The organism is Sinomonas terrae (genome assembly GCF_022539255.1).
GTDB lineage: Bacteria > Actinomycetota > Actinomycetes > Actinomycetales > Micrococcaceae > Sinomonas > Sinomonas terrae.
Map to the genome: position 1 here is coordinate 2,379,377 of NZ_JAKZBV010000001.1, position 24,368 is coordinate 2,403,744.

At 67.9% G+C, this 24,368-nt stretch carries 23 protein-coding genes, 1 tRNA gene and 1 riboswitch; of the genes, 3 read left to right on the forward strand and 21 right to left on the reverse strand.

From position 1 onward, the window contains the following. Positions 1-33: 33 nt before the first annotated feature. From L0M17_RS11085 to L0M17_RS11095, 3 genes are all read right to left on the reverse strand, one after another. Positions 34-255: a hypothetical protein gene (locus L0M17_RS11085; RefSeq protein ID WP_241054016.1), complete on the reverse strand. Its 222-nt coding sequence runs from the start codon at positions 253-255 to the stop codon at positions 34-36. Next, the gene (locus L0M17_RS11090; RefSeq protein ID WP_241054017.1) at positions 252-1,442 is read right to left on the reverse strand and encodes an inorganic phosphate transporter; all 1,191 of its coding nucleotides are present in this window, start codon (positions 1,440-1,442) and stop codon (positions 252-254) included. Before L0M17_RS11090 ends, L0M17_RS11085 begins: the two co-directional genes overlap by 4 nt. A gap of 122 nt (positions 1,443-1,564) precedes the next feature. Beyond that, positions 1,565-1,646: transfer RNA gene (locus tag L0M17_RS11095), tRNA-Leu, on the reverse strand. Between the two features lie 278 nt (positions 1,647-1,924). Here L0M17_RS11095 and L0M17_RS11100 point away from each other — a divergent pair. After that, a complete protein-coding gene (locus L0M17_RS11100; protein WP_241056415.1) occupies positions 1,925-2,482 on the forward strand; it encodes an ANTAR domain-containing response regulator in 558 nt (185 codons plus the stop codon). Positions 2,483-2,609: 127 nt separating this feature from the next. On the opposite strand, the gene pyk is transcribed toward L0M17_RS11100, so the two are convergent. The 10 genes from pyk to hisI all read right to left on the reverse strand — a co-directional run bounded on the left by pyk (position 2,610) and on the right by hisI (position 16,959). Further along, the gene (pyk, locus tag L0M17_RS11105; RefSeq protein ID WP_241054018.1) at positions 2,610-4,094 is read right to left on the reverse strand and encodes a pyruvate kinase; all 1,485 of its coding nucleotides are present in this window, start codon (positions 4,092-4,094) and stop codon (positions 2,610-2,612) included. A 130-nt stretch (positions 4,095-4,224) separates the two neighbouring features. Next, complete coding sequence (locus L0M17_RS11110; RefSeq protein WP_241054019.1) at positions 4,225-5,682, reverse strand: glutamate synthase subunit beta; 1,458 nt, start codon at positions 5,680-5,682, stop codon at positions 4,225-4,227. After that, positions 5,675-10,285, reverse strand: coding sequence for a glutamate synthase large subunit (gene gltB / locus L0M17_RS11115; protein WP_241054021.1), 4,611 nt, complete (start codon positions 10,283-10,285; stop codon positions 5,675-5,677). The genes L0M17_RS11110 and gltB overlap by 8 nt, the downstream gene beginning before the upstream one ends. Before the next feature lie 458 nt (positions 10,286-10,743). Continuing rightward, on the reverse strand, positions 10,744-11,598 hold the full coding sequence (gene trpA, locus L0M17_RS11120) for a tryptophan synthase subunit alpha (RefSeq protein ID WP_241054022.1): 855 nt from the start codon (positions 11,596-11,598) through the stop codon (positions 10,744-10,746). Beyond that, positions 11,595-12,962, reverse strand: a complete 1,368-nt coding sequence (gene trpB, locus L0M17_RS11125; protein WP_372498064.1) for a tryptophan synthase subunit beta — start codon at positions 12,960-12,962, stop codon at positions 11,595-11,597. Before trpB ends, trpA begins: the two co-directional genes overlap by 4 nt. A 100-nt stretch (positions 12,963-13,062) precedes the next feature. Next, a complete protein-coding gene (gene trpC / locus L0M17_RS11130) occupies positions 13,063-13,893 on the reverse strand; it encodes an indole-3-glycerol phosphate synthase TrpC (RefSeq protein ID WP_241054023.1) in 831 nt (276 codons plus the stop codon). After that, entirely contained in the window at positions 13,893-14,156 is a 264-nt protein-coding gene (locus tag L0M17_RS11135) for an HGxxPAAW family protein (protein WP_241054024.1), read from the reverse strand. The genes trpC and L0M17_RS11135 overlap by 1 nt, the downstream gene beginning before the upstream one ends. Before the next feature lie 85 nt (positions 14,157-14,241). Next, positions 14,242-14,910 carry a Trp biosynthesis-associated membrane protein gene (locus tag L0M17_RS11140; RefSeq protein WP_241054025.1) on the reverse strand — a complete coding sequence of 223 codons (669 nt, stop codon included), beginning with the start codon at positions 14,908-14,910 and terminating at the stop codon, positions 14,242-14,244. Between the two features lies 1 nt (position 14,911). Further along, positions 14,912-16,468: an anthranilate synthase component I gene (locus tag L0M17_RS11145; RefSeq protein ID WP_241054026.1), complete on the reverse strand. Its 1,557-nt coding sequence runs from the start codon at positions 16,466-16,468 to the stop codon at positions 14,912-14,914. A gap of 62 nt (positions 16,469-16,530) precedes the next feature. Then, entirely contained in the window at positions 16,531-16,959 is a 429-nt protein-coding gene (gene hisI, locus L0M17_RS11150) for a phosphoribosyl-AMP cyclohydrolase (protein ID WP_241054027.1), read from the reverse strand. 78 nt (positions 16,960-17,037) lie between these two features. Between hisI and L0M17_RS11155 the strand changes: the two genes are divergently transcribed. Together L0M17_RS11155 and L0M17_RS11160 are read left to right on the forward strand one after the other, a co-directional pair. Then, positions 17,038-17,682 (forward strand): TIGR03085 family metal-binding protein, encoded by a 645-nt coding sequence (locus L0M17_RS11155; RefSeq protein WP_241054029.1) that lies wholly within the window; start codon positions 17,038-17,040, stop codon positions 17,680-17,682. Between the two features lie 82 nt (positions 17,683-17,764). Beyond that, a complete protein-coding gene (locus L0M17_RS11160) occupies positions 17,765-18,229 on the forward strand; it encodes a hypothetical protein (protein WP_241054030.1) in 465 nt (154 codons plus the stop codon). A gap of 40 nt (positions 18,230-18,269) precedes the next feature. Here the strand turns inward: L0M17_RS11160 and hisF are convergent, their stop codons facing one another. The 8 genes from hisF to ribD all read right to left on the reverse strand — a co-directional run bounded on the left by hisF (position 18,270) and on the right by ribD (position 23,991). Next, a complete protein-coding gene (gene hisF / locus L0M17_RS11165) occupies positions 18,270-19,043 on the reverse strand; it encodes an imidazole glycerol phosphate synthase subunit HisF (RefSeq protein WP_241054031.1) in 774 nt (257 codons plus the stop codon). A 13-nt stretch (positions 19,044-19,056) separates the two neighbouring features. Then, entirely contained in the window at positions 19,057-19,902 is an 846-nt protein-coding gene (gene hisG, locus L0M17_RS11170) for an ATP phosphoribosyltransferase (RefSeq protein ID WP_241054032.1), read from the reverse strand. 89 nt (positions 19,903-19,991) lie between these two features. Further along, positions 19,992-20,255 (reverse strand): phosphoribosyl-ATP diphosphatase, encoded by a 264-nt coding sequence (locus tag L0M17_RS11175; RefSeq protein ID WP_241054033.1) that lies wholly within the window; start codon positions 20,253-20,255, stop codon positions 19,992-19,994. Positions 20,256-20,354: 99 nt separating this feature from the next. Next, positions 20,355-20,828: a 6,7-dimethyl-8-ribityllumazine synthase gene (gene ribH, locus L0M17_RS11180; RefSeq protein WP_241054034.1), complete on the reverse strand. Its 474-nt coding sequence runs from the start codon at positions 20,826-20,828 to the stop codon at positions 20,355-20,357. 59 nt (positions 20,829-20,887) lie between these two features. After that, positions 20,888-21,568 carry a GTP cyclohydrolase II gene (gene ribA, locus L0M17_RS11185; protein WP_241054035.1) on the reverse strand — a complete coding sequence of 227 codons (681 nt, stop codon included), beginning with the start codon at positions 21,566-21,568 and terminating at the stop codon, positions 20,888-20,890. A 1-nt stretch (position 21,569) separates the two neighbouring features. Next, positions 21,570-22,217 (reverse strand): 3,4-dihydroxy-2-butanone-4-phosphate synthase, encoded by a 648-nt coding sequence (gene ribB, locus L0M17_RS11190; protein WP_241054036.1) that lies wholly within the window; start codon positions 22,215-22,217, stop codon positions 21,570-21,572. Further along, the gene (locus L0M17_RS11195) at positions 22,214-22,876 is read right to left on the reverse strand and encodes a riboflavin synthase (RefSeq protein ID WP_241054037.1); all 663 of its coding nucleotides are present in this window, start codon (positions 22,874-22,876) and stop codon (positions 22,214-22,216) included. The genes ribB and L0M17_RS11195 overlap by 4 nt, the downstream gene beginning before the upstream one ends. After that, entirely contained in the window at positions 22,876-23,991 is a 1,116-nt protein-coding gene (ribD, locus tag L0M17_RS11200; protein ID WP_241056417.1) for a bifunctional diaminohydroxyphosphoribosylaminopyrimidine deaminase/5-amino-6-(5-phosphoribosylamino)uracil reductase RibD, read from the reverse strand. Before ribD ends, L0M17_RS11195 begins: the two co-directional genes overlap by 1 nt. 149 nt (positions 23,992-24,140) lie before the next feature. Further along, positions 24,141-24,282: riboswitch (FMN riboswitch) on the reverse strand. Positions 24,283-24,368: the final 86 nt, after the last annotated feature.

Here is a 24,368-nt window from a genome sequence, read left to right on the forward strand (position 1 = left end):
AGCTTAGACCGATCGGGCCCGCGGAGGTCAGCATCAGTGGAAGTACGGCACGATGAGGTACACACCGAACAGGACCGCAACCCCGGACAGCACGTAGCAGGCGCGGCTTGCCGCAGCGAGAACGCCGCGCGCCGACCGCCGCGGGTCCTCGCTCTCGGCTCGCAGCCGGATGCCGAGTGCAAAGAACAGCACGATGCACCCCGCGCCGAGCACGGTGGCAATGGCGACGACGGCGAACGCTCCCCAGGCGATCAACGGGCGCCTCCCTTCTGAGTGCGCTTGCGGGGCGGGAAGCTCACTGCCTCGCCAGCTTCCTCCACCTCGACGACATCATTGTGGCCGACACGCTGGCGCCTGCTGATCGCGAACATCCACACGATGGACGCGACGCCGACGACCGCGATGATGATCACGCCAACGGGCCCGACGCCGATCACGAGGGCCGCAAGGCCGCCGACGACGGCGGCGGCGGGCAGGGTGAGGATCCAGCCCACGGCGATGCGCCCGGCCGTTCCCCACCGGATCGACGTGCCCCGGCGGCCGAGCCCGGAGCCGATCACCGAGCCGCTCGTCACCTGGGTCGTCGAGAGCGCGAAGCCGAGGTGGGAGGAGGCGAGGATGGCAGCTGCCGTGCTCGATTCGGAGGAGAAGCCCTGCGCCGGTCGGACTTCGGTGAGTCCGGTTCCGACGGTGCGGATGATCCGCCAGCCGCCCGCGTAGGTGCCGAGCCCAATGGCGGTCGCGCAGGCGAGGATCACCCACCACTGCGGCGAACTGCCCGGCGTCTGGGCACCCGCGGCGATGAGGACGAGGGTGATGACGCCCATGGTCTTCTGGGCGTCGTTCGTGCCGTGGGACAGCGCGACGAGGCTCGATGTGAAGATCTGTCCGATGCGGAAGCCGCCGCGGCCCTGATGGAGCTTCTCGCCGGAGCCCGGATCCCGTCTGGCCGTCACGAGATACGCGATGCGGGTGCAGATCCAGGCGGAGAGCCCTGCGATGATCGGCGCCGCGACGGCTGGGATGATGACCTTCGACACGATGCTCGGGAAGTTCACCGACGAGACGCCGATGCCGACGATCGCCGCGCCGATGAGGCCACCGAACAAGGCGTGCGAGGAGCTTGAGGGCAGGCCCCGCAGCCAGGTGAACATATTCCACACGATGGCGCCGATGAGGCCTGCGAAGATGATTTCCGGAGTGATATGCACCCCCGGCGAGCCCTCACGGATGATGCCGCTCGAGATGGTCTTGGCCACCTCCGTCGAGAGGAACGCGCCGACCAGATTGAGCACCGCGGCGAGGGCGACGGCCGGCCGAGGCTTGATCGCGCCCGTAGCGATGGGCGTCGCCATGGCATTGGCGGTGTCGTGGAAGCCGTTCGTGAAGTCGAAGAAGAGCGCCAGTGCGATGACAAGCGCGATCATGGCGGTGATATCCACCCAGATTCCCATCGGAGATCGACGTTGTTGGAGCGCTGTACTCCCCGCCCCAAGCGTTCATCCACAGTTCACTACCCGGATGCCGCGGGTTTACCCTGCGCCGAGGATCCATCCTATACCTGTGCCCGAGGAGGGACTCGAACCCTCACACCTTTCGATACCGCATTTTGAGTGCGGCGCGTCTGCCGATTCCGCCACTCGGGCCTGCCACGCACTCTCGCCACTGGGAGTGCGCGGGACTACTCTACAGGGCTAGCAGGCGTCACGTCGTCCCAGACCCAGCCCCGCCGGACCGGCAAGTCTGCGGGCAAGTGCGCGAGCGACTGCGCAGAGGCAATGCGCCCCGGTAGGATCGTGGTAAGTCCACCCCGAATCTGCAGCAAGGAGCCCGAGTGTCCGAGAAGACGTCGGAGAAGACAGCCAAGCCCACGCCGTCGCCCAAGAGCGCGGCGCCGTCGGACAAGGCACATGCCGCGCGTCGCGTGGTAGTCGCGGAGGACGAGACCCTCATCCGCCTCGACATCATCGAGATCCTGCGGGGCGAGGGCTTCGATGTGGTCGGCGAGGCCGACAACGGCGAGAAGGCCGTCGAGCTAGCGGAGGAACTGCGGCCCGACCTCGTGCTCATGGACGTCAAGATGCCGGTCATGGATGGCATCACGGCTGCCGAGAAGATCGTGAAGGCACGGATCGCACCCGTCGTCCTCCTCACTGCGTTCAGCCAGAAGGAGCTTGTCGAGCGTGCACGCGATGCGGGCGCCATGGCCTACGTCGTCAAGCCCTTCACCCCGAACGACCTGGTCCCGGCCATTGAGATCGCGCTCTCGCGCCACGAGGAGATCCGTGCCCTTGAGTCCGAGGTCACCGATCTCCAGGAGCAGTTCGCCACGCGGAAGCTCGTCGAGCGGGCCAAGAGCCTGCTCATGACCAAGATGGGCCTCAGCGAACCGGAGGCGTTCCGCTGGATCCAGAAGACGTCGATGGATCGGCGCCTCAGCATGCGCGAAGTCGCCGAAACGATCATCAGCCAGGTGAGCTGAAGACTCGCCCGCGCGCCGTTGCGGTTGCACGTGGGCGAGGCGAAGCACGACGACGAGGGGCGGCACCCAGCGGGTGCCGCCCCTCGTCGCTGACTTGGGCTGTCAGGCAGCGATCCGGTGGCGAGGATCAGACCTCAGGCCACGGTCCCACGTGCTCACGCGCAGGCTTGACTGCGCCGTCGAGCAGCTGCCCCGCGTCGGCGAGATCGCCGACCTTGTGCACACGCAGCGCGTTCGTGGATCCCGCAACCCCGGGAGGCGAGCCTGCAGCGACCACCACGAGGTCGTTCGGCTGCGCCATTCCGGCGCGCAGGAGGTACTCGTCCACTTGGGCGATCATCTGGTCCGTGTGCTCCGCGAACTCCACCATGCGCGGCTGGATGCCCCAGCACAGGCTCAGGATGTTCAGCGTCGACGTCAGCGGCGTGAACGCGAAGATCGGCTTCTGGGGCCGCAGGCGGCTCAGGCGGCGTGCCGAGTCGCCCGACTGCGTGAAGGTGCAGATGTACTTCGCGTCGAGCTGGTCAGCGATCGTCACCGCAGCACGGGTGATCGCGCCGCCACGGGTCTTGGGCTGGGAACCGAGCGGCGGAACCCGCTCGAGGCCGTGGTCCTCGGTGGACTCGATGATCTTCGCCATCGTCTTGACCGTCTCGATCGGGTACGCCCCGACGCTCGTCTCTCCGGAGAGCATGACCGCGTCGGCGCCGTCGAGCACGGCGTTCGCACAGTCGGAGGCCTCAGCACGGGTCGGGCGGGGGTTCTCGATCATCGACTCGAGCACCTGGGTGGCGACGATGACGGGCTTCGCCCAGCGGCGCGCCAGCTCGATCGCCCGCTTCTGCACGAGCGGAACCTCTTCGAGCGGGAGCTCCACGCCGAGGTCACCGCGGGCGACCATGATCGCGTCGAACGCATCGATGATCTCGTGGAGCTGATCGACCGCCTGAGGCTTCTCGATCTTCGCGATGACCGGGACGCGCCGCCCCTCTTCGTCCATGATGGCGTGGACGCGCTCGACGTCCTTGGCGTCGCGGACGAACGAGAGCGCCACAAAGTCCACACCGCGCTTGAGCGCCCAGCGGAGGTCGCTCTCGTCCTTGCCGCTCAGCGCTGGCACGTTGACGGCCACGCCGGGAAGGTTGATGCCCTTGTTGTTCGACACCATTCCGCCCACGACGACCTCTGCCACGACCTTGACGTCGTCGACGGCCGTCGCGCGCAGGGCGACCTTGCCGTCGTCGATCAGGAGCGTGTCGCCCACCTCGACGTCCTCGGTCAGGCTCTTGAGCGTCGTCGAGCAGATCTCCTTCGTGCCCGGAACGTCCTCGGTCGTGATGGTGAAGACATCCCCGGGAGCCAGCTCGTAGGGGCCGTCGACAAAGCGGCCGAGGCGGATCTTCGGACCCTGGAGGTCGGCCATGATCCCGACCGCCTTGTGGAGCTCGGCCGATGCCTTCCGCACGTTCTCGTAGGTCGCGTCATGCACCGAGTAGTCACCATGGCTCATATTGAGCCGGGCCACATCGACGCCGGCCTCGATCACTGCGAGGGTCTTCTCGTAGCTCGAGATGGCCGGCCCAAACGTGGCAACGATTTTCGCTCGTCTCATATACCTCACCCTAGGGGTTGTGTGGTGAACGTGGATGTCTGGGGGATGAACTTCACGGATTCCGCAGGCGCGGAGCGTACACGGACCGAGCTCGGGGCCCCCGGCTTGTCCGCGGACCCCTGGGCACTCATCAGAGGACAGAGATCGCGCGATCGGTCGGAGCCACCGGCGCCGGCAGAATCGTGCTGCCCATGAGGAACTTGTCGACCTCCGCGGCGCACGCACGCCCTTCAGCAATCGCCCACACGATGAGCGACTGCCCGCGGCCCGCGTCGCCGGCGACGAAGACGCCGGGTGTTGCAGTCATGTACTCGCCGTCGCGCGCGACGTTGCCGCGCTCGTCGAGCGGGGCGTTGATCTGCTCGGGCAGACCTGACTCCTCCGCCCCTGTGAAGCCGAGGGACAACAGAACGAGGTCCGCAGGAATGACCCGCTCGGTCCCCGTCTTCGGGAGGCGCTTGCCGTCCACGTACTCCGTCTCGGCGACCTTGAGGCCAGTGACCTTGCCGTCCTCGCCAATGTACTCGACCGTGGACGCGAGGTAGGTGCGCTCGCCACCTTCCTCGTGGGCGCTCGCGACCTCGAAGAGCGTCGGGAACATCGGCCACGGCTGATGGCCCGGCCGCTCGGACGGCGGCTGCTTTCCGATCGCGAGGGTAGTGACCGACGCCGCCTGCTGGCGGTGAGCGGTGCCCAGGCAGTCGGCGCCGGTGTCGCCGCCACCGAGGATCACGACATGCTTGCCGCGGGCGTCGATCTGGTTCTCGACTACGTCGCCGGCAACAGCATGGTTGGACTGGACGAGGTACTCCATCGCGAAGTGGACGCCGTCCAGCTCCCGGCCGGGGATCCTGAGGTCGCGCGGCACGGTGGCGCCCGTCGCGACGACGACGGCGTCATACCGGCGCCGCAGCTGGTCCCAGCTCACGTCACGGCCGACCTCGACTCCAGCGCGGAAGCGAGTGCCCTCAGCCTTCATCTGCTCGAGACGGCGGTCGAGAATCTCCTTCTCCATCTTGAAGTCGGGGATTCCGTAGCGCAGGAGGCCGCCCACGCGGTCGTCACGCTCGTACACGGCAACCGTGTGGCCGATCCGGGTGAGCTGCTGGGCGGCAGCCAGACCTGCTGGACCGGAGCCGACGACAGCAACCGTCTTGCCCGTGAGGCGGGCCGGAGGCAGAGGCTCGACGTAGCCGGCTTCGAAAGCCTGCTCCGCAATCGAGACCTCGATCTGCTTGATCGTGACGGCGGGTTGGTTGATGCCCAGCACGCACGCCGTCTCGCACGGAGCCGGGCACAGGCGGCCGGTGAACTCCGGGAAGTTGTTCGTGGCGTGGAGGCGCTCGCTCGCATCCTGCTCCTTGCCGCGCCATGTGAGGTCGTTCCACTCGGGGATGAGGTTCCCGAGGGGGCAGCCGTGGTGGCAGAACGGGACGCCGCAATCCATGCAGCGCCCGGCCTGGCGCTTGAGGACGCCGTTCTCCTGGGCCTCGTAGACCTCTTTCCAGTCCATGATGCGGACAGGGACGGGACGGCGCGGCTGCGTCTCACGCTGCCGAACCTTCAGGAATCCGCGTGGATCAGCCACCGGTCACCTCCAGAATGCGAGACCAAACTTCTTCCCCGTCCGGGTCGAGGCCCTCCTCGAGGGCACCCAGACGGGTCTGCTGCACCGCCGCGTAGTCGCGAGGCAGCACCTTCGTCATGCGGGCCGCTGTGTCGTCGAAATTGTCGAGCAGGCGCTGGCCCAGCTGCGAACCCGTCTCCTCCACGTGCTTGGCAATGAGGTTTCGCACGATGTCGCGGTCCTCGTCGTCGAGTTCGAGGAGCGTGAGTTCCCCAGAGTCGAGGGCCTGCGTGTTGACCCTCGTCGCCGCGAGGTCGAGCACGAACGCGGTTCCGCCGGACATGCCAGCGCCGAAGTTGCGCCCGGTGCGGCCGAGGATGACAGCCTGGCCGCCCGTCATGTACTCGCAGCCGTGGTCGCCGATGCCTTCGACAACAGCCGTCGCGCCCGAGTTCCGAACGAGGAACCGCTCGCCGACCATGCCCCGGAGGAAGATCTCACCGCTCGTGGCGCCGTAGCCGATCACGTTGCCGGCAATGACGTTGTCCTCGGCCGGGAAGACGTTCGTGCGGTCTGGGCGGACGATGACCCGGCCGCCCGAGAGCCCCTTGGCGACGTAGTCGTTCGAGTCGCCGAACAGCCGCAGCGTGATACCGGCCGGCAGGAACGCTGCGAGCGACTGACCCGCGGTCCCCGTGAGTGTGACGTCAATCGTGTCGGTCGCGAGGGAATCCGTCCCGAACGTGCGAGTGACCTCGTGCCCGAGCATCGTGCCCACGGACCGGTCGGTGTTGACGACCGGGAGGCTGATCTTCACGGGGCTGCGGTCGCTGAGCGCTTCCTGGGCCATCTCGATGAGCTGGACGTCGAAGTGCTTGTCGAGCTCGTGGTTCTGGCCCGTCGTGTTGCGCAGCGGCGCGTCCTCGTCGAAGTCCAATCCGGCCAGGATCGGCGTGAGGTCGAGCCCTTCCGCCTTCCAGTGGTCGATCGCGTCCTTCGTGTCGAGGAACTCCGAGCGTCCGATCGCCTCTTCGAGCGAGCGGAAGCCGAGCTTGGCGAGGATCTCGCGGATCTCCTCGGCGATGAACTCGAAGAAGTTCACCACGAACTCCGGCTTGCCGCTGAACCGCGCGCGAAGTTCGGGATTCTGGGTCGCGACGCCCACAGGACACGTGTCAAGGTGGCATACGCGCATCATGATGCAGCCGGAGACCACGAGCGGTGCGGTTGCGAAGCCGTATTCCTCCGCCCCGAGAAGCGCCGCGATGACGACGTCGCGCCCCGTCTTGAGCTGGCCGTCAACTTGGACCACCACGCGGTCGCGCAGTCCGTTGAGCATGAGCGTCTGCTGGGTCTCGGCCAGGCCGAGCTCCCACGGGACGCCGGCATGCTTGAGGGAATTGAGCGGCGAGGCTCCGGTTCCGCCGTCGTGCCCCGACACGAGGACGACGTCGGCCTTCGCCTTCGTGACGCCAGCGGCGACCGTGCCGATGCCCACCTCGGAGACGAGCTTGACGTGGACTCGGGCGCTCGGGTTGGACCGCTTGCAGTCGTAGATGAGCTGCGCGAGATCCTCGATCGAGTAGATGTCGTGGTGCGGCGGCGGCGAGATCAAGGTGACGCCCGGCGTCGAGTGCCGGGTTCGCGCGACCCACGGGTAGACCTTCTGGGCCATGAGCTGGCCGCCCTCACCGGGCTTCGCGCCTTGGGCCATCTTGATCTGGATGTCCGTCGCGTTGGTGAGGTACAGGCTCGTGACGCCGAAGCGCCCGGAAGCGACCTGCTTGATGGCCGAGCGCCGCTCGGGGTCGAGGAGACGGTCGGTGTCCTCGCCGCCCTCGCCGGTGTTCGAGCGCGCACCCAGACGGTTCATCGCGATCGCGAGCGTCTCGTGGGCTTCCTTCGAGATCGACCCGTAGCTCATGGCACCGGTCGAGAACCGCTTCACGATGCTCGCGACGGATTCAACCTCGTCGATCGGGATCGCCGGGCGCAGACCCTCGCGGAACGCGAGGAGACCGCGGAGGGTCATGAGGTTCTTCGACTGGTCATCGACGCCGTTCGTGTACGCCTTGAACACGTCGTACCGACGCTCGCGCGTCGCGTGCTGAAGGCGGAACACGGTCTCGGGATTGAAGAGGTGCGGCTCGCCATCACGACGCCACTGGTACTCGCCGCCGTTCATGAGCGCCCGATGCGGTTGCTCGATCCCCGAGGCGGGGTACGCCATTTCATGCCGCGCAGCGACCTCGGCCGCGACGACGTCGAGCCCAACGCCGCCGAGTTGGCTGTGCGTGCCCGCGAAGAACTCGTCGACGAGGTCCTGGGACAGGCCAAGCGCCTCGAAGGTCTGGGCGCCACAGTACGACGCGACGGTCGAGATGCCCATCTTGGACATGATCTTGAGGACGCCCTTGCCAAGGCCCTTGATGAGGTTGTACACGCCGTCCTCCGGCGTGACGCCGGGAAGATCACCCGAGCGGATGAGCTCTTCGACAGACTCCATCGCGAGATACGGGTTCACTGCGGACGCTCCGTAGCCGACGAGCACCGCCACGTGGTGGACCTCGCGCACGTCGCCGGCCTCGACGACGAGCGCCGTCTTCGTGCGGTTCGCGCTGCGGAGGAGGTGGTGGTGAACGGCGGAGACGAGGAGCAACGAAGGGATCGGAGCCCATTGCGCGTTCGAGTCGCGATCAGAGAGCACGACGTACTGCACGCCCCGGTTGATGGCCCCGGAAACCTGCTCGCAGATCTCGGTCAGCCGGGCCCGCAGGGCCGCCTCTCCGCCTTCGGGGCGGTACAGGCCTCGAACCTTGATCGCGATCCGATCGCCCTGGGCGTTCTCGATGTTCGCGATCTTCGCCAGCTGATCGTTGTTGATCACGGGGAACGGCAGGATGACCTGCTTCTCCTTGACCTGCCCCATGCTCAGGAGATTCCCGTTGGGACCGATCGCTCCGTTGAGGCTCGTGACGAGTTCCTCGCGGATCGCGTCGAGTGGCGGGTTCGTGACCTGCGCGAAGGACTGGACGAAGTAGTCGAAGAGCAGCCGAGGCCGCTTGGACAGCACAGCCACGGGTGTGTCTGAACCCATGGCGCCGATTGGCTCGGCGCCTGTCCGAGCCATCGGGCCGACGAGGATGCGGAGCTCCTCCTGCGTGTAGCCGAAGGTGCGCTGCCGCACGTTGACTGACTGCGGCGTGTGGATGACGTGCTCGCGCTCGGGCAGCTCGGCGAGGCGGATGACGTTCTGGTCCACCCATTCCTGCCAGGGGTTCGCCCCTGCGACCTCTGCCTTGACCTCGGCGTCTTCGATGATGCGCCCGGCCTCGGTATCGACCACGAACATCTTGCCGGGCGCGACGCGCCCCTTCTTGACGATCTTCGCGGGCTCGACGTCGACGACGCCGACCTCGGACGCGAAGACGACGAGGCCGTCCTCGGTGACCCAGTAGCGGCACGGGCGCAGACCGTTGCGGTCAAGGGTCGCCCCGACGAGCGAGCCATCCGTGAACGAGACAGCTGCCGGGCCGTCCCACGGCTCCATGAGGAGCGAGTGGTACTCGTAGAAGGCACGACGCGCGGGATCCATCGTCGCGTGGTTCTCCCACGCTTCGGGGATCATCATCATGATCGCGTGGGTGATCGGTCGCCCGGAGAGCCACAGGAGCTCAGCGACCTCGTCGAACGAGGCGGAGTCGGAGGCACCGGGAGTGCAGATCGGGAAGAGCTCTTCGGGGACCTCGCCGAGCAGGGGGCTCGAGAGCTGCGACTGGCGGGCCCGCATCCAGTTGCGGTTGCCCTTGACCGTGTTGATCTCGCCATTGTGCGCGATCGTGCGGAACGGCTGGGCAAGGGGCCAGGACGGGAAGGTGTTCGTCGAGAAGCGCGAGTGGACGATCGCGAGCTTGGTCGTGAACCGGTCGTCTGAGAGATCCGGGTAGAACGGCTCGAGCTGTGCGGTCGTCAGCATGCCCTTGTAGACGATGGTGCGCGACGAAAGCGACGGGAAGTAGACGCCGTGCTTGTTCTGTGCGCGCTTGCGGATCCGCCACGCCCTTGCGTCGAGGTCGTTGCGGTCAAGCTGCTCCCCCGTGAGCGAGACGAAGAACGGCTGCGCGAAGCGCGGCATGCAGGCCCGCGCCATGGCGCCGACGAGCTCGGCCACAACGGGAACCTCGCGCCACCCGAGGACCTTGAGGCCCTCGGCCTCTGCGAGAGCCTCGATGCCCGAGCGCGCAGCGGAGTCCTCGCGGTCCTCCGCAGGGAGGAACGCGATGCCCACGGCGTACTGGCCGAGCGCGGGCAGCTCGAAGTCGACTGTTGCCCGGAAGAACTCGTCCGGAAGCTGCAGGAGGATCCCCGCGCCGTCGCCTGTTCCCTCGTCGGCACCGACGGCACCGCGGTGCTCGAGAGCGCGGAGCGCGTGGAGCGCGGCGTCGACGATGTCATGCCCGCCTTCGCCTCGGAGCGTCGCGACGATCGCGAGACCGCATGCGTCCTTCTCCTGTTCCGCGCGGTAGAGCCCGGCGGACGCGGGAAGGGCCGAGAACCGCTCGAACGGCGAGACTGCCTCTCGGGGCTGGTACTCGACGGCGGTGCCGTGTGTCGGGTGAGTCATGACGAAACGTCCTTCCTCCTGATCGATTCGCGACAGGGGACAACGTTGGCCCCGCGTTGCTTGGCCACGAGGGGACCCAGCACGGCGCTGATTACTGGAAATTGTAGGGGCGGCTCCGCGCCGCCGAACAGCGTCAGGTGCCTCCTACGTCGGTCCGGCGGAACTGCTCCGGCGGCCGATTGGTCCACGTCCTTGTGGTGCGAGCATCGCCTGCGGGCGGTGGCCCGGAGCGTGGCGAGCGAGGAACAGCCTCATTCGCGGTCGTGCTCCTCGGAAGACATCGCGTCCTGAGTGCGGGACGCGACTCGTTGGAGACGGCTCGGTGTGTCGCAAGATTACCACGGCACCCGTATAGCGAGACGGACATGTCCGCATGCTGGATCGGCATGGCCTTTCCTGCGTCCTGTGTTACGCTGCCGGGCTTTCGCCCCATCGAAGGAGGGAGGCGAAAGCGGTTGTCACGCTCGATCGGAGCGCTTCAGGCCGCCGCTCAGCTCGGCCGTGAGCCGGCCAACGGCCTCGGGGCCGCCCTCGCGGAGGGCACTGACGATGGCGGTGCCCACAATCACCCCGTCCGCATAGGCGCCAATCTCGCGCACGTGCTCGGCGTTCGAGACGCCGAGGCCGACGCACACGCGTTCAGCACCTGCTGCGCGAGCCTCGGCGACGACGCGCTGGGCGCTCTCGTCGACGGCGGCGCGGGCGCCGGTCACGCCCATGAGCGAAACCGCGTACGTGAAGCCCCTAGTCGCAGCGACGGTCATCGCCATGCGTTCCGCGGTGGTCGACGGCGCGACGAGGAAGACGCGATCCAGTCCGTACTTGTCGGAAGCCTCGAACCACTCGGCTGCCTCGTCAGGAATGAGGTCCGGAGTGATCAGCCCCGCTCCCCCAGCCTCCGCCAGACGCCGCGCAAACTCGTCGACGCCCATCCTCATCACGGGGTTCCAGTACGTCATGACGAGAACGGCGGCCTCGGTCGCCTCCGTCACAGCTTTGACGACCTCGAACACGCTCGCCACGTGGAAGCCGTTCGCGAGAGCCTCGGTCGTCGCCGCCTGGATGACGCTGCCGTCCATGACAGGGTCGGAGTAGGGAATCCCTACCTCGATGACGTCAGCCCCGTTGCGCGCGAGCGCGATGGCTGCGTCGATGCTCTCCTGGACCGTAGGGAAGCCGGCAGGCAGATAGCCAACGAGGGCCGCTCGACCCTCCGCCTTCGCGCGGTCGATCGCAGCGGCCGCCTTGCTCGCCGTCGTCCCTCCGACGCCCTGTGCGCCTGTTTCCTTTGCTTGCTGCCCTACTGCGCTCATGCCAACTCCTCCACCGCACCGGTGCCCTCGCCCGGCACGAAGCCCTTCGGCCGGCGCGTCGAGAGCGTCGTGCCCTTCACTTGGCCGTTCTCGTCGAGCATGCCGAACCACTCGGCCGCCGTCTGGACGTCCTTGTCACCGCGCCCGGAGAGGTTCACGATCACGATCCGCTCTGCGGGTTCTCCGCCTTCAGCCGACAGACGCTGGCCGACCTTGATCGCTCCGGCCAGTGCGTGGGCGGACTCTATCGCGGGGATGATGCCCTCGGTCCTGCACAGGAGGCTGAACGCCTCCATCGCTTCGGTGTCCGTGATCGGCTCATACGTGGCGCGTCCGATGTCATGGAGGTACGAGTGCTCCGGCCCGACCCCGGGGTAGTCAAGGCCCGCCGAGATCGAGTGCGACTCGACCGTCTGCCCGTCGTCGTCCTGCATGAGGTACGACCGCGCCCCGTGGAGCACGCCGGGCCGGCCCAGCGTGATGGTCGCGGCGTGATGCCCGGTCTCGACGCCCTCGCCGCCGGCCTCGAAGCCATAGAGCCGAACCGACGGGTCGTCCAGGAAGCCGTGGAAGATGCCGATGGCGTTCGATCCGCCGCCGATGCAGGCGCAGACCGCGTCAGGAAGCCGTCCAGCCTGGGCCAGGATCTGCTCGCGTGCCTCGTCGCCGATGACCTCGTGGAAGAAGCGGACCATCGCCGGGAAGGGGTGCGCCCCGGCGGCAGTGCCAAGGAGGTAATGGGTCGTGCGGACGTTCGCGACCCAGTCGCGAAGTGCGTCGTTGATCGCGTCCTTGAGCGTCTGCGACCCATTGGTCACGGGGACGACTGTCGCACCGAGCAGCTGCATGCGCGCCACGTTGAGGGCCTGGCGGCGGCAGTCCTCCGCTCCCATGTACACGACGCACTCGAGCCCGAGCAACGCGGCCGCGGTCGCGCTCGCGACGCCGTGCTGCCCCGCCCCGGTCTCGGCGATGACCCGGGTCTTCCCCATCCGCTTGGCAAGGAGAGCCTGCCCGAGCACGTTGTTGATCTTGTGCGAGCCCGTGTGGTTGAGGTCCTCACGCTTGAGGAAGACCCGGACCCCACCAGCGTGCTGGGAGAATCGCTTGGCCTCGGTCAGGAGTGACGGGCGCCCGGAGTAGTTCCGGTTGAGCTCGGCGATCTCCCCGAGGAAGTCGGGATCCTGCTTCGCCTTCTCGAACGTCTCCTCGAGTTCGTCGAGGGCAGCGATGAGCGACTCGGGCATCCATCGGCCGCCATAGGCCCCGAAGTAAGGGCCCGGAGCGTGTCGCAGACTCCCCGAGAGGAAGGCGTCCGCCGGGTGGGCCCCCGCCTCATTCGTCGCAGCGCCGAGGGCGTTCACGCCCGGCACAGATGCTTCTGGTGCGTTGTGGGCCACCAGTCTCTCCGTCCTTGTTGAAGTCCACCGGAACAGGGCGTCCGAGAGCGGGCGCCCCTCCGGCTCAGTTCGCGCCGAGGCGCTCGGCGATAGCCGCCGCGCCGCTGCGCTGGAATGCTGCGATCCGCTCGAGCGGGGATCCGTGAGTCACGAGGGCCTCGCCGACTAGCACGGCGTTGGCTCCGAGGGCCGCGTACTCCGCGACGTCCTCGGGGCTCCGAACCCCCGACTCTGCCACCACCACGGGTCCCGCTGAGATCCGGCCGGCGAGGCGGCCGAACACGCCGCGGTCGACGTCGAGCGTCTTGAGATTGCGCACGTTGACCCCGAGAATCCGAGCGCCCGCCGCGAGGCCGCGGTCGATCTCCTCTTCCGTGTGGGTCTCCACGAGAGCGTTCATGCCCAGTTCGTGCGTGAGGTCGAGGAAGCCTTTGAGTTCGGCGTCGTCGAGTGCCGCGACGATGAGCAGCACGAGGTCCGCGCCATGGGCCCGCGCCTCGTGGATCTGGTACTCGTCGACCGTGAAGTCCTTGCGGAGGAGCGGAGTCCTCACCGCCGAGCGCACAGCATCGAAGTCATCGAGGCTGCCGCTGAACCGGCGCTGCTCGGTCAGCACGCTGATGACGGCGGCCCCGCCGTCGGCGTACTGCTGGGCTAGCGCGGCCGGATCTGCGATGTCGGCGAGATCCCCCTTGGACGGGCTGCGTCGCTTGACCTCTGCAATGACCTTGAGCTGGCGGCGCGGTTCCTCGTTGCCGCCGAGGGCGTCGAACGCATCGAGGGCCGGCGGCCGGGCCGCCGCCGCCTCACGAACCTCGCTCAGCGGGAATGCGCGGCGGCGCTCCTCAAGGTCCTCACGGACGCCGACGATGATGTCGTCGAGGACGGTCGCCATCAGTGGGTGTTGTTGAGCTTGCTGCCGCCGACCCCATAGCCAGCACGGCGCATGACCCAGCCCACGATCAGACCGATCGCGATGATCACGACGCCGGCCCAGAAGATCGGGGAGTTCGCGATGACGAACGCGATGCACGAGACGAGCGCGCCGATCAGCATGATGAAGACGCAAGTCCAGGCGGCCGGGCTGTTCCCGTGGCCGAGATCCTCGCCATGGAGGACCACCTTGGTGCTGTCCTGGGAACCGCTCGCGTTGCTCATGTCGTTTTCTCCTCGATTGGGTGTCTTACGGCCATTCTGCCATCTTCGATGCCGCCTTCGGCGCCTCGTGACGGGTCAGGCCGCTTCAGTTGGTCGGGTCTTCGCCGCGGGTCAGGCGGTCCCATCCGTCGATCTCGTCCACTTGGGCGCCACGGGCCTCGCCGCCGTCTTCGGGCGCCTTCCCCGAGACGCCACTCCCACGTCGACGGGAGGCCGATCCGGCGTCGTACTTCGTCCGCGTCGGCCAGCGGCGCGAGGCGACCATCGCGAGGATGCCGCACAGCGCGAGCAGGGTTCCCGCCACCGCGGCAGCGACCGGGAACCAGGTGAGCACCGTCGTCGCCGGTCCGCCTGCCACACCCGTCGCCTTGGCGATCGAGCTGTCCGCGGCAGCGCGCGGGTCCACGATCACCGCGATGCAGGAGGCAGCGACGCCGAAGCCCGCCAGGACGACGACGGTGCTCGCGACGAAGCGCCCGATGCGGCCCGCGACTGCGGCTGCCAAGACTCCCGCCAGACCGACCAGCGCGAGCGCGGTAACGGCAGTCGCCGCGTTGCTTCCTTGGACCATGACATGCGCCGTCCGTACGGCCGCGCCCTGGACGTCGGCATCGATCCACGTCTGGGTGGTCGAGGCGAACGCGAGGATCGCAACGAGGACACTGAGCCCGACGACAGTCGACTTCCGGGCCCACGCCGGTACGCGCGGAGGCTCGTGGCCCGAGGAAGGAACGATTTGGGAAGATTCGCTCACGCTAGATCCCATCCCCGATGCCCGGCAGCGTCGCAGCAGATCGCAACGCCGACGCGGTGTGGACCGCGCGCAGCGGCGCTGCCGCCTTGTTGACCGATTCGAGCGCCTCGGCGACCGGGTCCGAGTCGGCGACGATGCCGCCGCCCGACTGCACGTAGGCACGCCCCTCCCGGAGCAGCGCGGTGCGGATCGCGATCGCCATGTCCATGTCCCCGGCGAAGTCGAAGTAGCCGACGACGCCGCCGTACACCCCGCGGCGCCTCGGCTCGACCTCGTCCAGGAGCCGCAGCGCGCGCGGTTTCGGCGCGCCCGAGAGCGTTCCGGCAGGGAACGTCGCGGCGAGGACGTCGTAGGCCGTAGCGTCCGGACGGAGGCGGCCATCGACGGTCGAGACAAGGTGCATGATGTGGCTGAACCGCTCTACCGCCATGAATTCGCTGACCTCGACCGTCCCGGGACGGCACACCTTCGAGAGGTCGTTGCGAGCCAGGTCGACCAGCATGAGGTGCTCCGCGCGCTCCTTCTCGTCCGCGAGGAGCTCCTCGGCGAGAGCCCTGTCCGCCTCGACCGTCGCGCCCCGCGGGCGGGACCCGGCGATCGGGTGGGTGACGACCTGTTCTCCCGTCACGGTGACGAGCGCCTCGGGAGAAGACCCGACGATCGAGTACTCGCGTCCATGCGCGTCGGCCAGGCTCAGGAGATACATGTAGGGGCTCGGGTTCAGGGCCCGGAGGATCCGGTAGACGTCGAGCGGCGCGGCGTCGAAATCGAGCTCGAAGCGGCGCGAGATGACGACCTGGAAGACCTCGCCGTCGACGATTGCCTCCTTGCCGCGGGCGATCGCCGCCAGATACCCGGACTCCTCCCAGTTCTCGATCACTTTGTCCCGGTAGTCGACCACAGGGCCGAGGACGGACACCGCAGCCGCGGAGGGCTCGAGCACGCGCTCCACCATGCGGGTCAGACGCACCACGGCGTCGTGCCAGGCTTCGTCGACGCGCTCGTTGCTGTTGTCGAAGTTGATCGCGTTCGCCACGAGGGTGACGGTGCCGTCGACGTTGTCATGCACCACTAGGTCCGTGACGAGGTTCATCGCGAGTTCGGGAAGCTCGAGGTCGTCCTCGGGCGGCGAGAGGAGCTTCTCCCAGCGCCGCACTGCTTCCCAGCCGACGAAGCCGACCATGCCTGAAGTGAGCGGGGGCAGCGAGTCGAATCGCTCGGTCCGCAGCGCGGCCACGGTATCGCGGAGCGCCTCGAGCGGGTTCCCGCCCGTTGGGACCCCAACCGGTGGCTGGCCGGTCCAATGCGCCTCGCCGTCGCGGCTGGTGAGGGTCGCGCGAGACTCGGACCCGATGAACGAATAGCGAGACCACGAACCGCCCACCGCCGCGGATTCGAAAAGGAACGTGCCGGGGTGCCCGTCGGCGAGCTTGCGGTAAAGGCTGATCGGGGTTTCAGCGTCCGCCAGCAGCTTCACGCGGACAGGGATGACGCGCCGGTCCGCGGCGAGCTTCCGGAACTCCCCGAGCGTGGGTTCGATGACTCCTAGGTCCAGCATGGTGTGGGTGGCGGGCCTTCCATAGGCGGGTGGGCGAGGGATGAGCGGTGCGACAGAGGCATTCAGGCTTGGCCGACGACGGCGGGAAGGCCCCGGCCGTCGAAGCAGGTTCTCGTCCCGGTGTGGCAGGCTGCGCCGACTTGGTCAACTTGGACGAGCAGCGCGTCGCCGTCACAGTCGAGGGACACGGACTTGACCCACTGGACATGACCCGATGTGTCGCCCTTGCGCCAGTATTCCTGCCTTGAACGCGACCAGAACGTTACGCGGCCGCTCGTGAGCGTCCGTCGCAGCGCCTCGTCGTCCATCCACCCCACCATGAGCACCTCGAGGGTGTCGTGCTGCTGCACGACTGCAGCGACGAGTCCCGCCGGATCCCGCTTGAGACGCTCGGCGACATCGGCCGCGAGCGCTGGGGAGCCGTCGTCGGCCGCCGCGGGTTCCGCGACGACCTGGGCTTGCTCGGAGGAGGGCATATTCTGCTCAGACATCCCTTCAAGTCTAGTGGCCGCAATGGCTTGGGCTGACCGTGCGCGCGGCCACGCCCGCGCGTGCTAGTTTCGCTACTGATGCACTTCGTTCCGCCGTCCCGGGAAGTCCTGGCCGAGACCCTGCTCGCGGCCGGGCCGAACGCGCCCACTTTGTGCGAAGGGTGGACCACCAAGGAGCTTGCGGCGCACCTCTATCTTCGCGAACGGAACGCGCGCGTCGGCTTTGGCCTCGCGATCCGCAGGCTGCGCGCCGTCTCCGATGCCGCGACCGCCCGCCTGGCCGGCAAGACGGCAACGCCGGCGGCGTACGCGCAGCTCGTGTCGTCCTTCCGGGCAGGGCCCCCCAAGGCCTCGCCGCTCCGGATTCCCCGCCTCGACGAGGCCGCGAACCTCGCGGAGTTCTTCGTCCACACAGAGGACGTGCGCCGCGCTACCGAACGGTGGGCTCCACGTGCCCTCGACGATGATTACGCGGATGCACTGTGGGAGCACCTTGTGCGGCAGGCGGCGATCCTGTACCGGGGCGTCGACCTCGGCGTCGTGCTTGTCAGTTCCCGGGGGCCACGGCATGTGGCCAAACGGTCAGCGGTCTCGGTCGCGATCGTCGGCGAACCCGGCGAGCTCCTCCTGCACGCTACAGGCCGCGGCTCGCACGCACTTGTGACGTTCGAGGGCCAGCCCGATGCCGTGGCACTCCTGACCACAGCCGACGTCGGCCCCTGAGCCCCCGCGGGCGGCGACGCCTTCGCGCTGGCCTTGCCGGCCCTTGCCTCCGCGTCCACGGTCGAAGTGGCAGGATGGGGGCATGCCGACGTTTGACGAGACCTGGAAGTCCATCGGCCCGCTGTGGGCCGCAGTCAACGATTCCGAGGGTGCCGAAGCATCCGGCCTCGCCCCGTCATCCAACGACGGGGAGGCGACCGTCTTCGCAGTCAGGACCGGCGACGTCGAGCAGCCGCCGCAACTGCCTGAGGGAGGCGACGTGGTCGGAGCACCGCTCGGACCCTACGACGCCGTCGAAGTGACCTTGTTCGGCCGGGCCGCGGCGAGGGGCCGCATCGCCTTCGGCGACAGTGTCGCCGTCGTGGGCCGCTTCGATTTCGAGCACGGGACCGATCCCGACAAACTGGGTCCGGCAGTCCTCTCAGCGCTCGCGGAGGAGGCCTTCCTCGAGGGGGCAGACGTCATCTACACCGTCGTCGAGGGTCATCAAGCGCCGTCGTATCTCGGCTCCGGGTGGACCGAGGCCGGGCGCCTCGCCCGCTCGTAGCTGTCCCGCCCCTTCCCGACGTCGCCTCGCGCCGCTGGCCTCAGCGGACTTCGTGACCGGCCGCGCGGATTGCTTCCTTGACCTGGCGGATCATGTCGTCGGGGCCGAAGTGGAACATCGACGCCGCGAGCACGGCATCCGCTCCCGCCTCGATCGCCGGCGGGAAGTGCTCGGGCGCGCCAGCTCCCCCCGATGCGATGAGCGGGACCGCGACGGCCGCACGGATCAGCCGGATGAGTTCGAGGTCGAAGCCTTCCTTCGTGCCGTCGGCATCGATTGAATTCAGGAGGATCTCGCCGACGCCGCGGTCCGCGGCTTCCTTCGCCCATTGGACTGCGTCGATGCCGGTCCCGCGCCGTCCGCCGTGCGTCGTCACTTCGAATCCCGAAGGAGTCCTGACGTCGTCCTGGACCCGACGGGCGTCGACGGAGAGGACCAAGACCTGCGAACCGAAGTGCCGGGTGATCTCGTCGATCACATCGGGTCGGGCGATGGCAGCCGTGTTGATCGAGGCCTTGTCCGCGCCTTCCCGCAGGAGGCGGTCGACCTCTGCTACCCCGCGCACGCCTCCCCCGACCGTGAGCGGGATGAAGACTTCCTCAGCGGTGCGGCGGACGACGTCGAACGTCGTCTCCCGCTCGGACGAGGACGCCGTGACGTCGAGGAACGTGAGCTCGTCGGCGCCCGCTCGGTCGTAGCGATGGGCGAGTTCGACTGGGTCGCCGGCGTCCCGGAGACCCTTGAAATTGACGCCTTTCACGACGCGACCGGCGTCGACATCGAGGCACGGGATGACGCGGACAGCAACGCCCATGGTTCGCCCTCCCCTAGATCCGGCAGGCGTGGATGCTGCTCACGAGGATCGCCCTCGCACCCAACTCGTACAGCTCGTCCATGACCCGGTTCGTCTCCCGCTTCGGGACCATGGAGCGAACCGCAACCCACTCGGAATCCCGCAGCGGCGAGACCGTAGGCGATTCGAGGCCCGGGGTGAGGGCCGAGGCCCGCTCGACGAGTTCCTTGCGGACGTCGTAGTCCATGAGCACGTATTTGCGTGCGACCAGTACGCCCGTGAGGCGGCGGATGAGCACCTCGATCGCAGGCATCACATGCCCCTTGCGGCCGATGAGCACTGCCTCCGACTGGAGGATCGGCTCGCCGAAGACCTCCATTCCTGCGGCTTTGAGCGTGTTCCCCGTCTCCACGACATCCGCGATGGCGTCGGCGACGCCTAGCCGGACGGATGACTCGACCGCACCGTCGAGGCGGACGATGCGCGAGGGCTTCACGCCCTGGTCCGCGAGGTACGTACGGACCAGCCCGTCGTAGCTCGTCGCGACCCGGCGGCCCTCGAGCTGGTCCACGGACGCGAACTCGCCCATGGGACCGGCGAAACGGAACGTCGATGCCGCGAAGCCCAGCGGCAGGAGCTCTTCGGCCTCCACTTCGGCGTCGATGAGGAGGTCGCGGCCAGTGATGCCGACGTCGAGCGTGCCCTGGCCGACGTAGACCGCGATGTCGCGGGGGCGCAGGAAGAAGAACTCGACATCGTTCTCGGGATCGAGCATGACGAGCTCACGGCCCTCGCGGCGCTGGCGGTAGCCGGCTTCGGAGAGCATCGACGAAGCGGCCTCTGACAGGGAGCCCTTGTTGGGGACTGCTACACGGAGCATGGTGGTCTTTCTGGTTTCGAAGGGGAGGTGTACGCGGCTTCTCGCCACGGGGTTCCCCATCCGGCGTGGGATAGGGAAACGCACCGTGGCTAGAGATGCGTGTACACGTCCTTGAGCGTGAGACCCTTCGCGATCATGAGCACCTGGACGTGGTAGAGAAGCTGGGAGATCTCCTCGGCCGCCGCCGTATCCGACTCGTACTCGGCCGCCATCCAGACTTCAGCGGCCTCCTCCACGATTTTCTTCCCGATGCCGTGGACCCCTGAGTCCAGTTCGACGACGGTGCGCGAGCCCTCCGGGCGGCGTTTGGCCTTCTCGCTGAGCTCGGCGAACAGCGACTCGAAATCTTTCACGGAGTCAAGACTATCCGAGCGCATCAGCCGTCCTGATCCCGTGGCACGCGTGTGACTTGGGCCGTGTGACGAAGCCGACAAGGGGCGACCCGAGTCGGGTCACAGCGCCCGCAGGGTGGCCGCCGTGAGGAGCGCCGCCGTCGTCGCCTCGTAGCCTTTGTCCTCGCTCGAGCCGGGAAGCCCTGCTCGAGCGAGGCCCTGCTGCTCGTCGTCGCAGGTGAGGACGCCGAAGCCTACGGGAACCCCTGTGCGGACACTTACGTCGGTCAGCCCGACCGTCGCGGCTTCACACACATACTCGAAGTGGGGCGTCCCACCCCGGATCACGACCCCCAGGGCAACCACGGCGTCATGCGTCTCCGCAAGCTTTCCTGCTGTGACGGGGAGTTCGAAGCTCCCGGGGACGCGAACCACGGTGGGGCTGTCGATGCCGGCTTCCTTGGCCGCGCGCAGGGCGCCTTCAAGGAGCCCGTCCATGATCTGGGTGTGCCAGCTCGCCGCGACGATGGCGAGGCGCAGTTCGGCGAGCTGTGGGTCGTCAAGGGCAAGGGTGGGGGCGCCGTGTCCGCTCACGAGGGAGAAATCCTGTCTGTTGGTGGGCGCGCTCTCCGCGCGTCCGCAAGTTCTTGGGGTCAGCCGTTGTCGGGGTGGGTCGTAGGCAGCGCGGCCTGGACGTCGAGGGTCAGAAGGTGCGCCATGCGCTCCTTCTTCGTCTGCAGGTAGCGAAGGTTCTCGGCGCGCGAGGGAACCTCGGTGCGCACCATCTCGACCACATGCACGCCCGCCTGCGCGAGCCTGTTCTGCTTGTCAGGGTTGTTGCTCAGGAGCCGGATGTGGGTGAGGCCCATCTCCGAGAGGATCTGCGCTGCCGCGTGGTAAGAGCGGGCGTCCACCGGGAGGCCCAACTGCTCGTTCGCCTCGACCGTGTCGAAGCCGGCCTCCTGGAGGGAATAGGCCCGGATCTTGTTCGCGAGACCGATTCCGCGCCCCTCGTGACCCCGCAGGTAGAGGAGCGTCCCGCCCTGCTCTCGGATGAGCCCAAGCGCGTACGCGAGCTGTTCCCCGCAATCGCAGCGGTACGAGCCGAAGATGTCTCCCGTAAGGCATTCGGAGTGGAGGCGCACAAGCGGCGCGACTCCCGGGTCGGGAGGCTCGGGCGAGCTCACCGCGAGATGCTCGGCCCCGGTTTCCTCGTCGATCCAGGCCTGGGCGATGAACTCTCCGAAGGCGGTGGGCAGCTTCACCACTGGACCGCTCGTCACTGGGTGGCTGGGCCGTCTGGCTCCGTTGGCCGGGACCGTACTGGTCGTCATGTCATTCCTCCCCGGCGCCCCGGCGGGCCGCCACGAACTCGGCGAGATCCTCGATGGAGATGAGCGGGCATCCATGCTCGTCCGCGAACTCCCGCAATGCGGGGAGGCGCATCATCTCTCCATCGTCGTGGACCACTTCTGCGATCACTCCTACTGGAGCCAAGCCTGCCAGACGGCACAGGTCAACCGCCGCCTCGGTATGTCCCCTGCGCGCCAGCACACCTCCGTCAACCGCCCGCAACGGGAAAATATGCCCCGGGCGGGTGAAATCTGCGGCCGTCGAGCGGGCGTCCGCGAGGGCAACAACGGCCTTTGAACGGTCGGTCGCGCTGATCCCCGTCGAGATGCCGGACCGCAGATCGCACGAGACGGTGTAGGCGGTGCCCTTGGCGTCCTGGTTGTCCACCACCATGGGCGGGAGCTCGAGGCGGTCTGCGATCTCTCCGGAGAGCGGAGCGCAGACGACGCCGGACGTATGCCGGATCGTCCAGCCCATGAGGGCGGGAGTGGAGAACTGCGCAGCGAAGATGATGTCGCCTTCGTTCTCCCGGTTCTCGTCGTCCACGACGACGACGGCGCGGCCTGCGCGGAGCGCGTCAAGGGCCGCTTTGACTGGCTCGAGCCGGATGGCTTGGACCTGCGCGCTCATGCGGATGCCCCCTTCCCCGCGAGGTTCTCCTGGCCCACGAGTCCGCGGCCCCGATCCTCGAACGAGAGCAGCCTCGCGGTGTACTTCGCGAGGACGTCGACCTCGAGGTTGACTGCGGCGCCGACCGGCTTCGACCCCAGCCCCGTTTCCGCGAGGGTGGCCGGGATGAGGCCCACCTCGAACCATTGCTCGCTCTCCCCCGCCCTGCTCACGGCCGTCACGGTGAGCGAGACGCCGTCGACCGCGATCGATCCCTTCTCCGCAATGTAGGGCGCGAGCGCATCCGGAACGGAGAAGCGGAGACGATGCCAGTTCTCGAGCGGCTCACGTTCTGCAAGAACGCCCACGCCGTCCACGTGGCCCTGGACCACGTGCCCGTCGAGCCGTCCCCCTGCAGGGACGCAGCGTTCGAGGTTGACGGTGTCCCCCGCCTCGAGCCCGCCGATGGTTGTCCGAGCGAGCGACTCGCCCATGACGTCGACGGCGAAGGTGTGCCCGTCATTCCGGGTTGCCGTCAGGCAGCAGCCGTCGACGGCGATCGAGCCCCCGAGTGGCAGATCGGTGGCGAGGGTAGGCGCCGAGAGGGTGATGACGGCGCTCTCGCCCGTCGAATCGACAGCGACGACGGTGCCGCGTTCGGCGATGATCCCGGTGAACATCAGTTGCTTCCTTCTGAGATGGGACGAGTCGGGTCAAGGGGTAGTGCACGTTCGGACGCGCTGGCGGGGCGCAGGTGGAGGCGGAGGTCGGCGCCGAGGCGGCGAACCGCTCCCCCGCTGCTCTCGTCCCAGTCCCAGTGCTGGGCGTCGGCCAGTGTGCGGATCCCCAGGTCTGCTACGGAGGTCTTCCCTGCCCCGAGGAGGAGCGGGGCCTGATAGACGATGAGCTCGTCGACGAGGCCCGCGGAGAGGAACGCAGCAATGATCCTCGAGCCGCCTTCGACCATCACGTGGCGCGCCCCGAGATCGAAGAGCAAGGCGAGCGCCGCCGCGGGATCCTGGGTGCGGAGGTGGTGGAATCGGCCGTCGGCGCCGCGCACGGCTGCCTCTTCGGGCACATCGCGAAGCCCCATGACGGCGCGCAGCGGCTGGTGCTCGAGAAGGCCCCCGTCCTCTGCCCGCGCGGTGAGACGTGGATTGTCGACGGCGACAGTCTGGCTGCCTACGAGAATCGCGTCGATCCGGGCGCGGAGCGCATGATTGTCCATCAAGGACGGCGGGCACGTGATCCACTGGCTCGTGCCGTCCTCCGCCGCGATGCGCGCATCGAGAGTCTGGGCGATGTGCAGGGTCACGAACGGTCGCCTCTCCCGCACGGCAGCGAGCCAACGCTCGTTGAGGCGCTCCGCCTCACCGGCGAGGAGTCCGGCGTCGACTGCGATCCCTGCGTCCCGCAGGGTCCGCGCGCCGCCCGAGGCCACGTCATGGGGATCGTCGATCGCGTACACGACCCGCCCAACACCGGCGCGGATGAGGGCCTGCGCACAGGGGCCCGTCCTGCCGGTGTGGTTGCAGGGTTCCAGTGTGACGTACATCGTCGCCCCCGCAAGGTCGACCCCATCGCGCTCGGCGTTCCGAATCGCGTCCGCTTCCGCATGGGCGGTTCCGGCGCCGCGATGGAATCCGGTCGCGAGGATCTTGCCGTCTGATCCGACGGCGATCGCGCCCACGAGCGGGTTTGCACCGCGCACACCCTGCGCGGCGAGTTCAAGGGCCTCGCCCATATACCCCATGTCCTCCGCCGTCCAAGCGGGCGTCGAGGCTGGGGCGCTCATCCCGCCGCCTCCGACTGCCATGAAGGCAGACTCGAGGGCCGACATGCGAAGAGCCACTGCTTGATGTCCATCGCAACCTTCCTTTCCGGACCGCAGCGGCTCCGGGGTTGCGACAGACGCGGCGCGCCAGCGTGGCGCACCGCAAACTGCACGTGCTTCTCCCATCCAGACTCTGACTGTCGGTACCGGAATTCCACCGGTTCAACCGAAAGGATCACTCGATTCCGAGCAGGCCATCGGGTCGCGGACTGTCACCGCCGGTTCGGACTTTCACCGACCCCGGAGCACGTTCATTGCTGTGGCCGAACACCTTCCTGCGAGGGCAAGATCGGCTAACGGCCACTCACATTGTGGCACACGACGTAGCTACCCCCGTG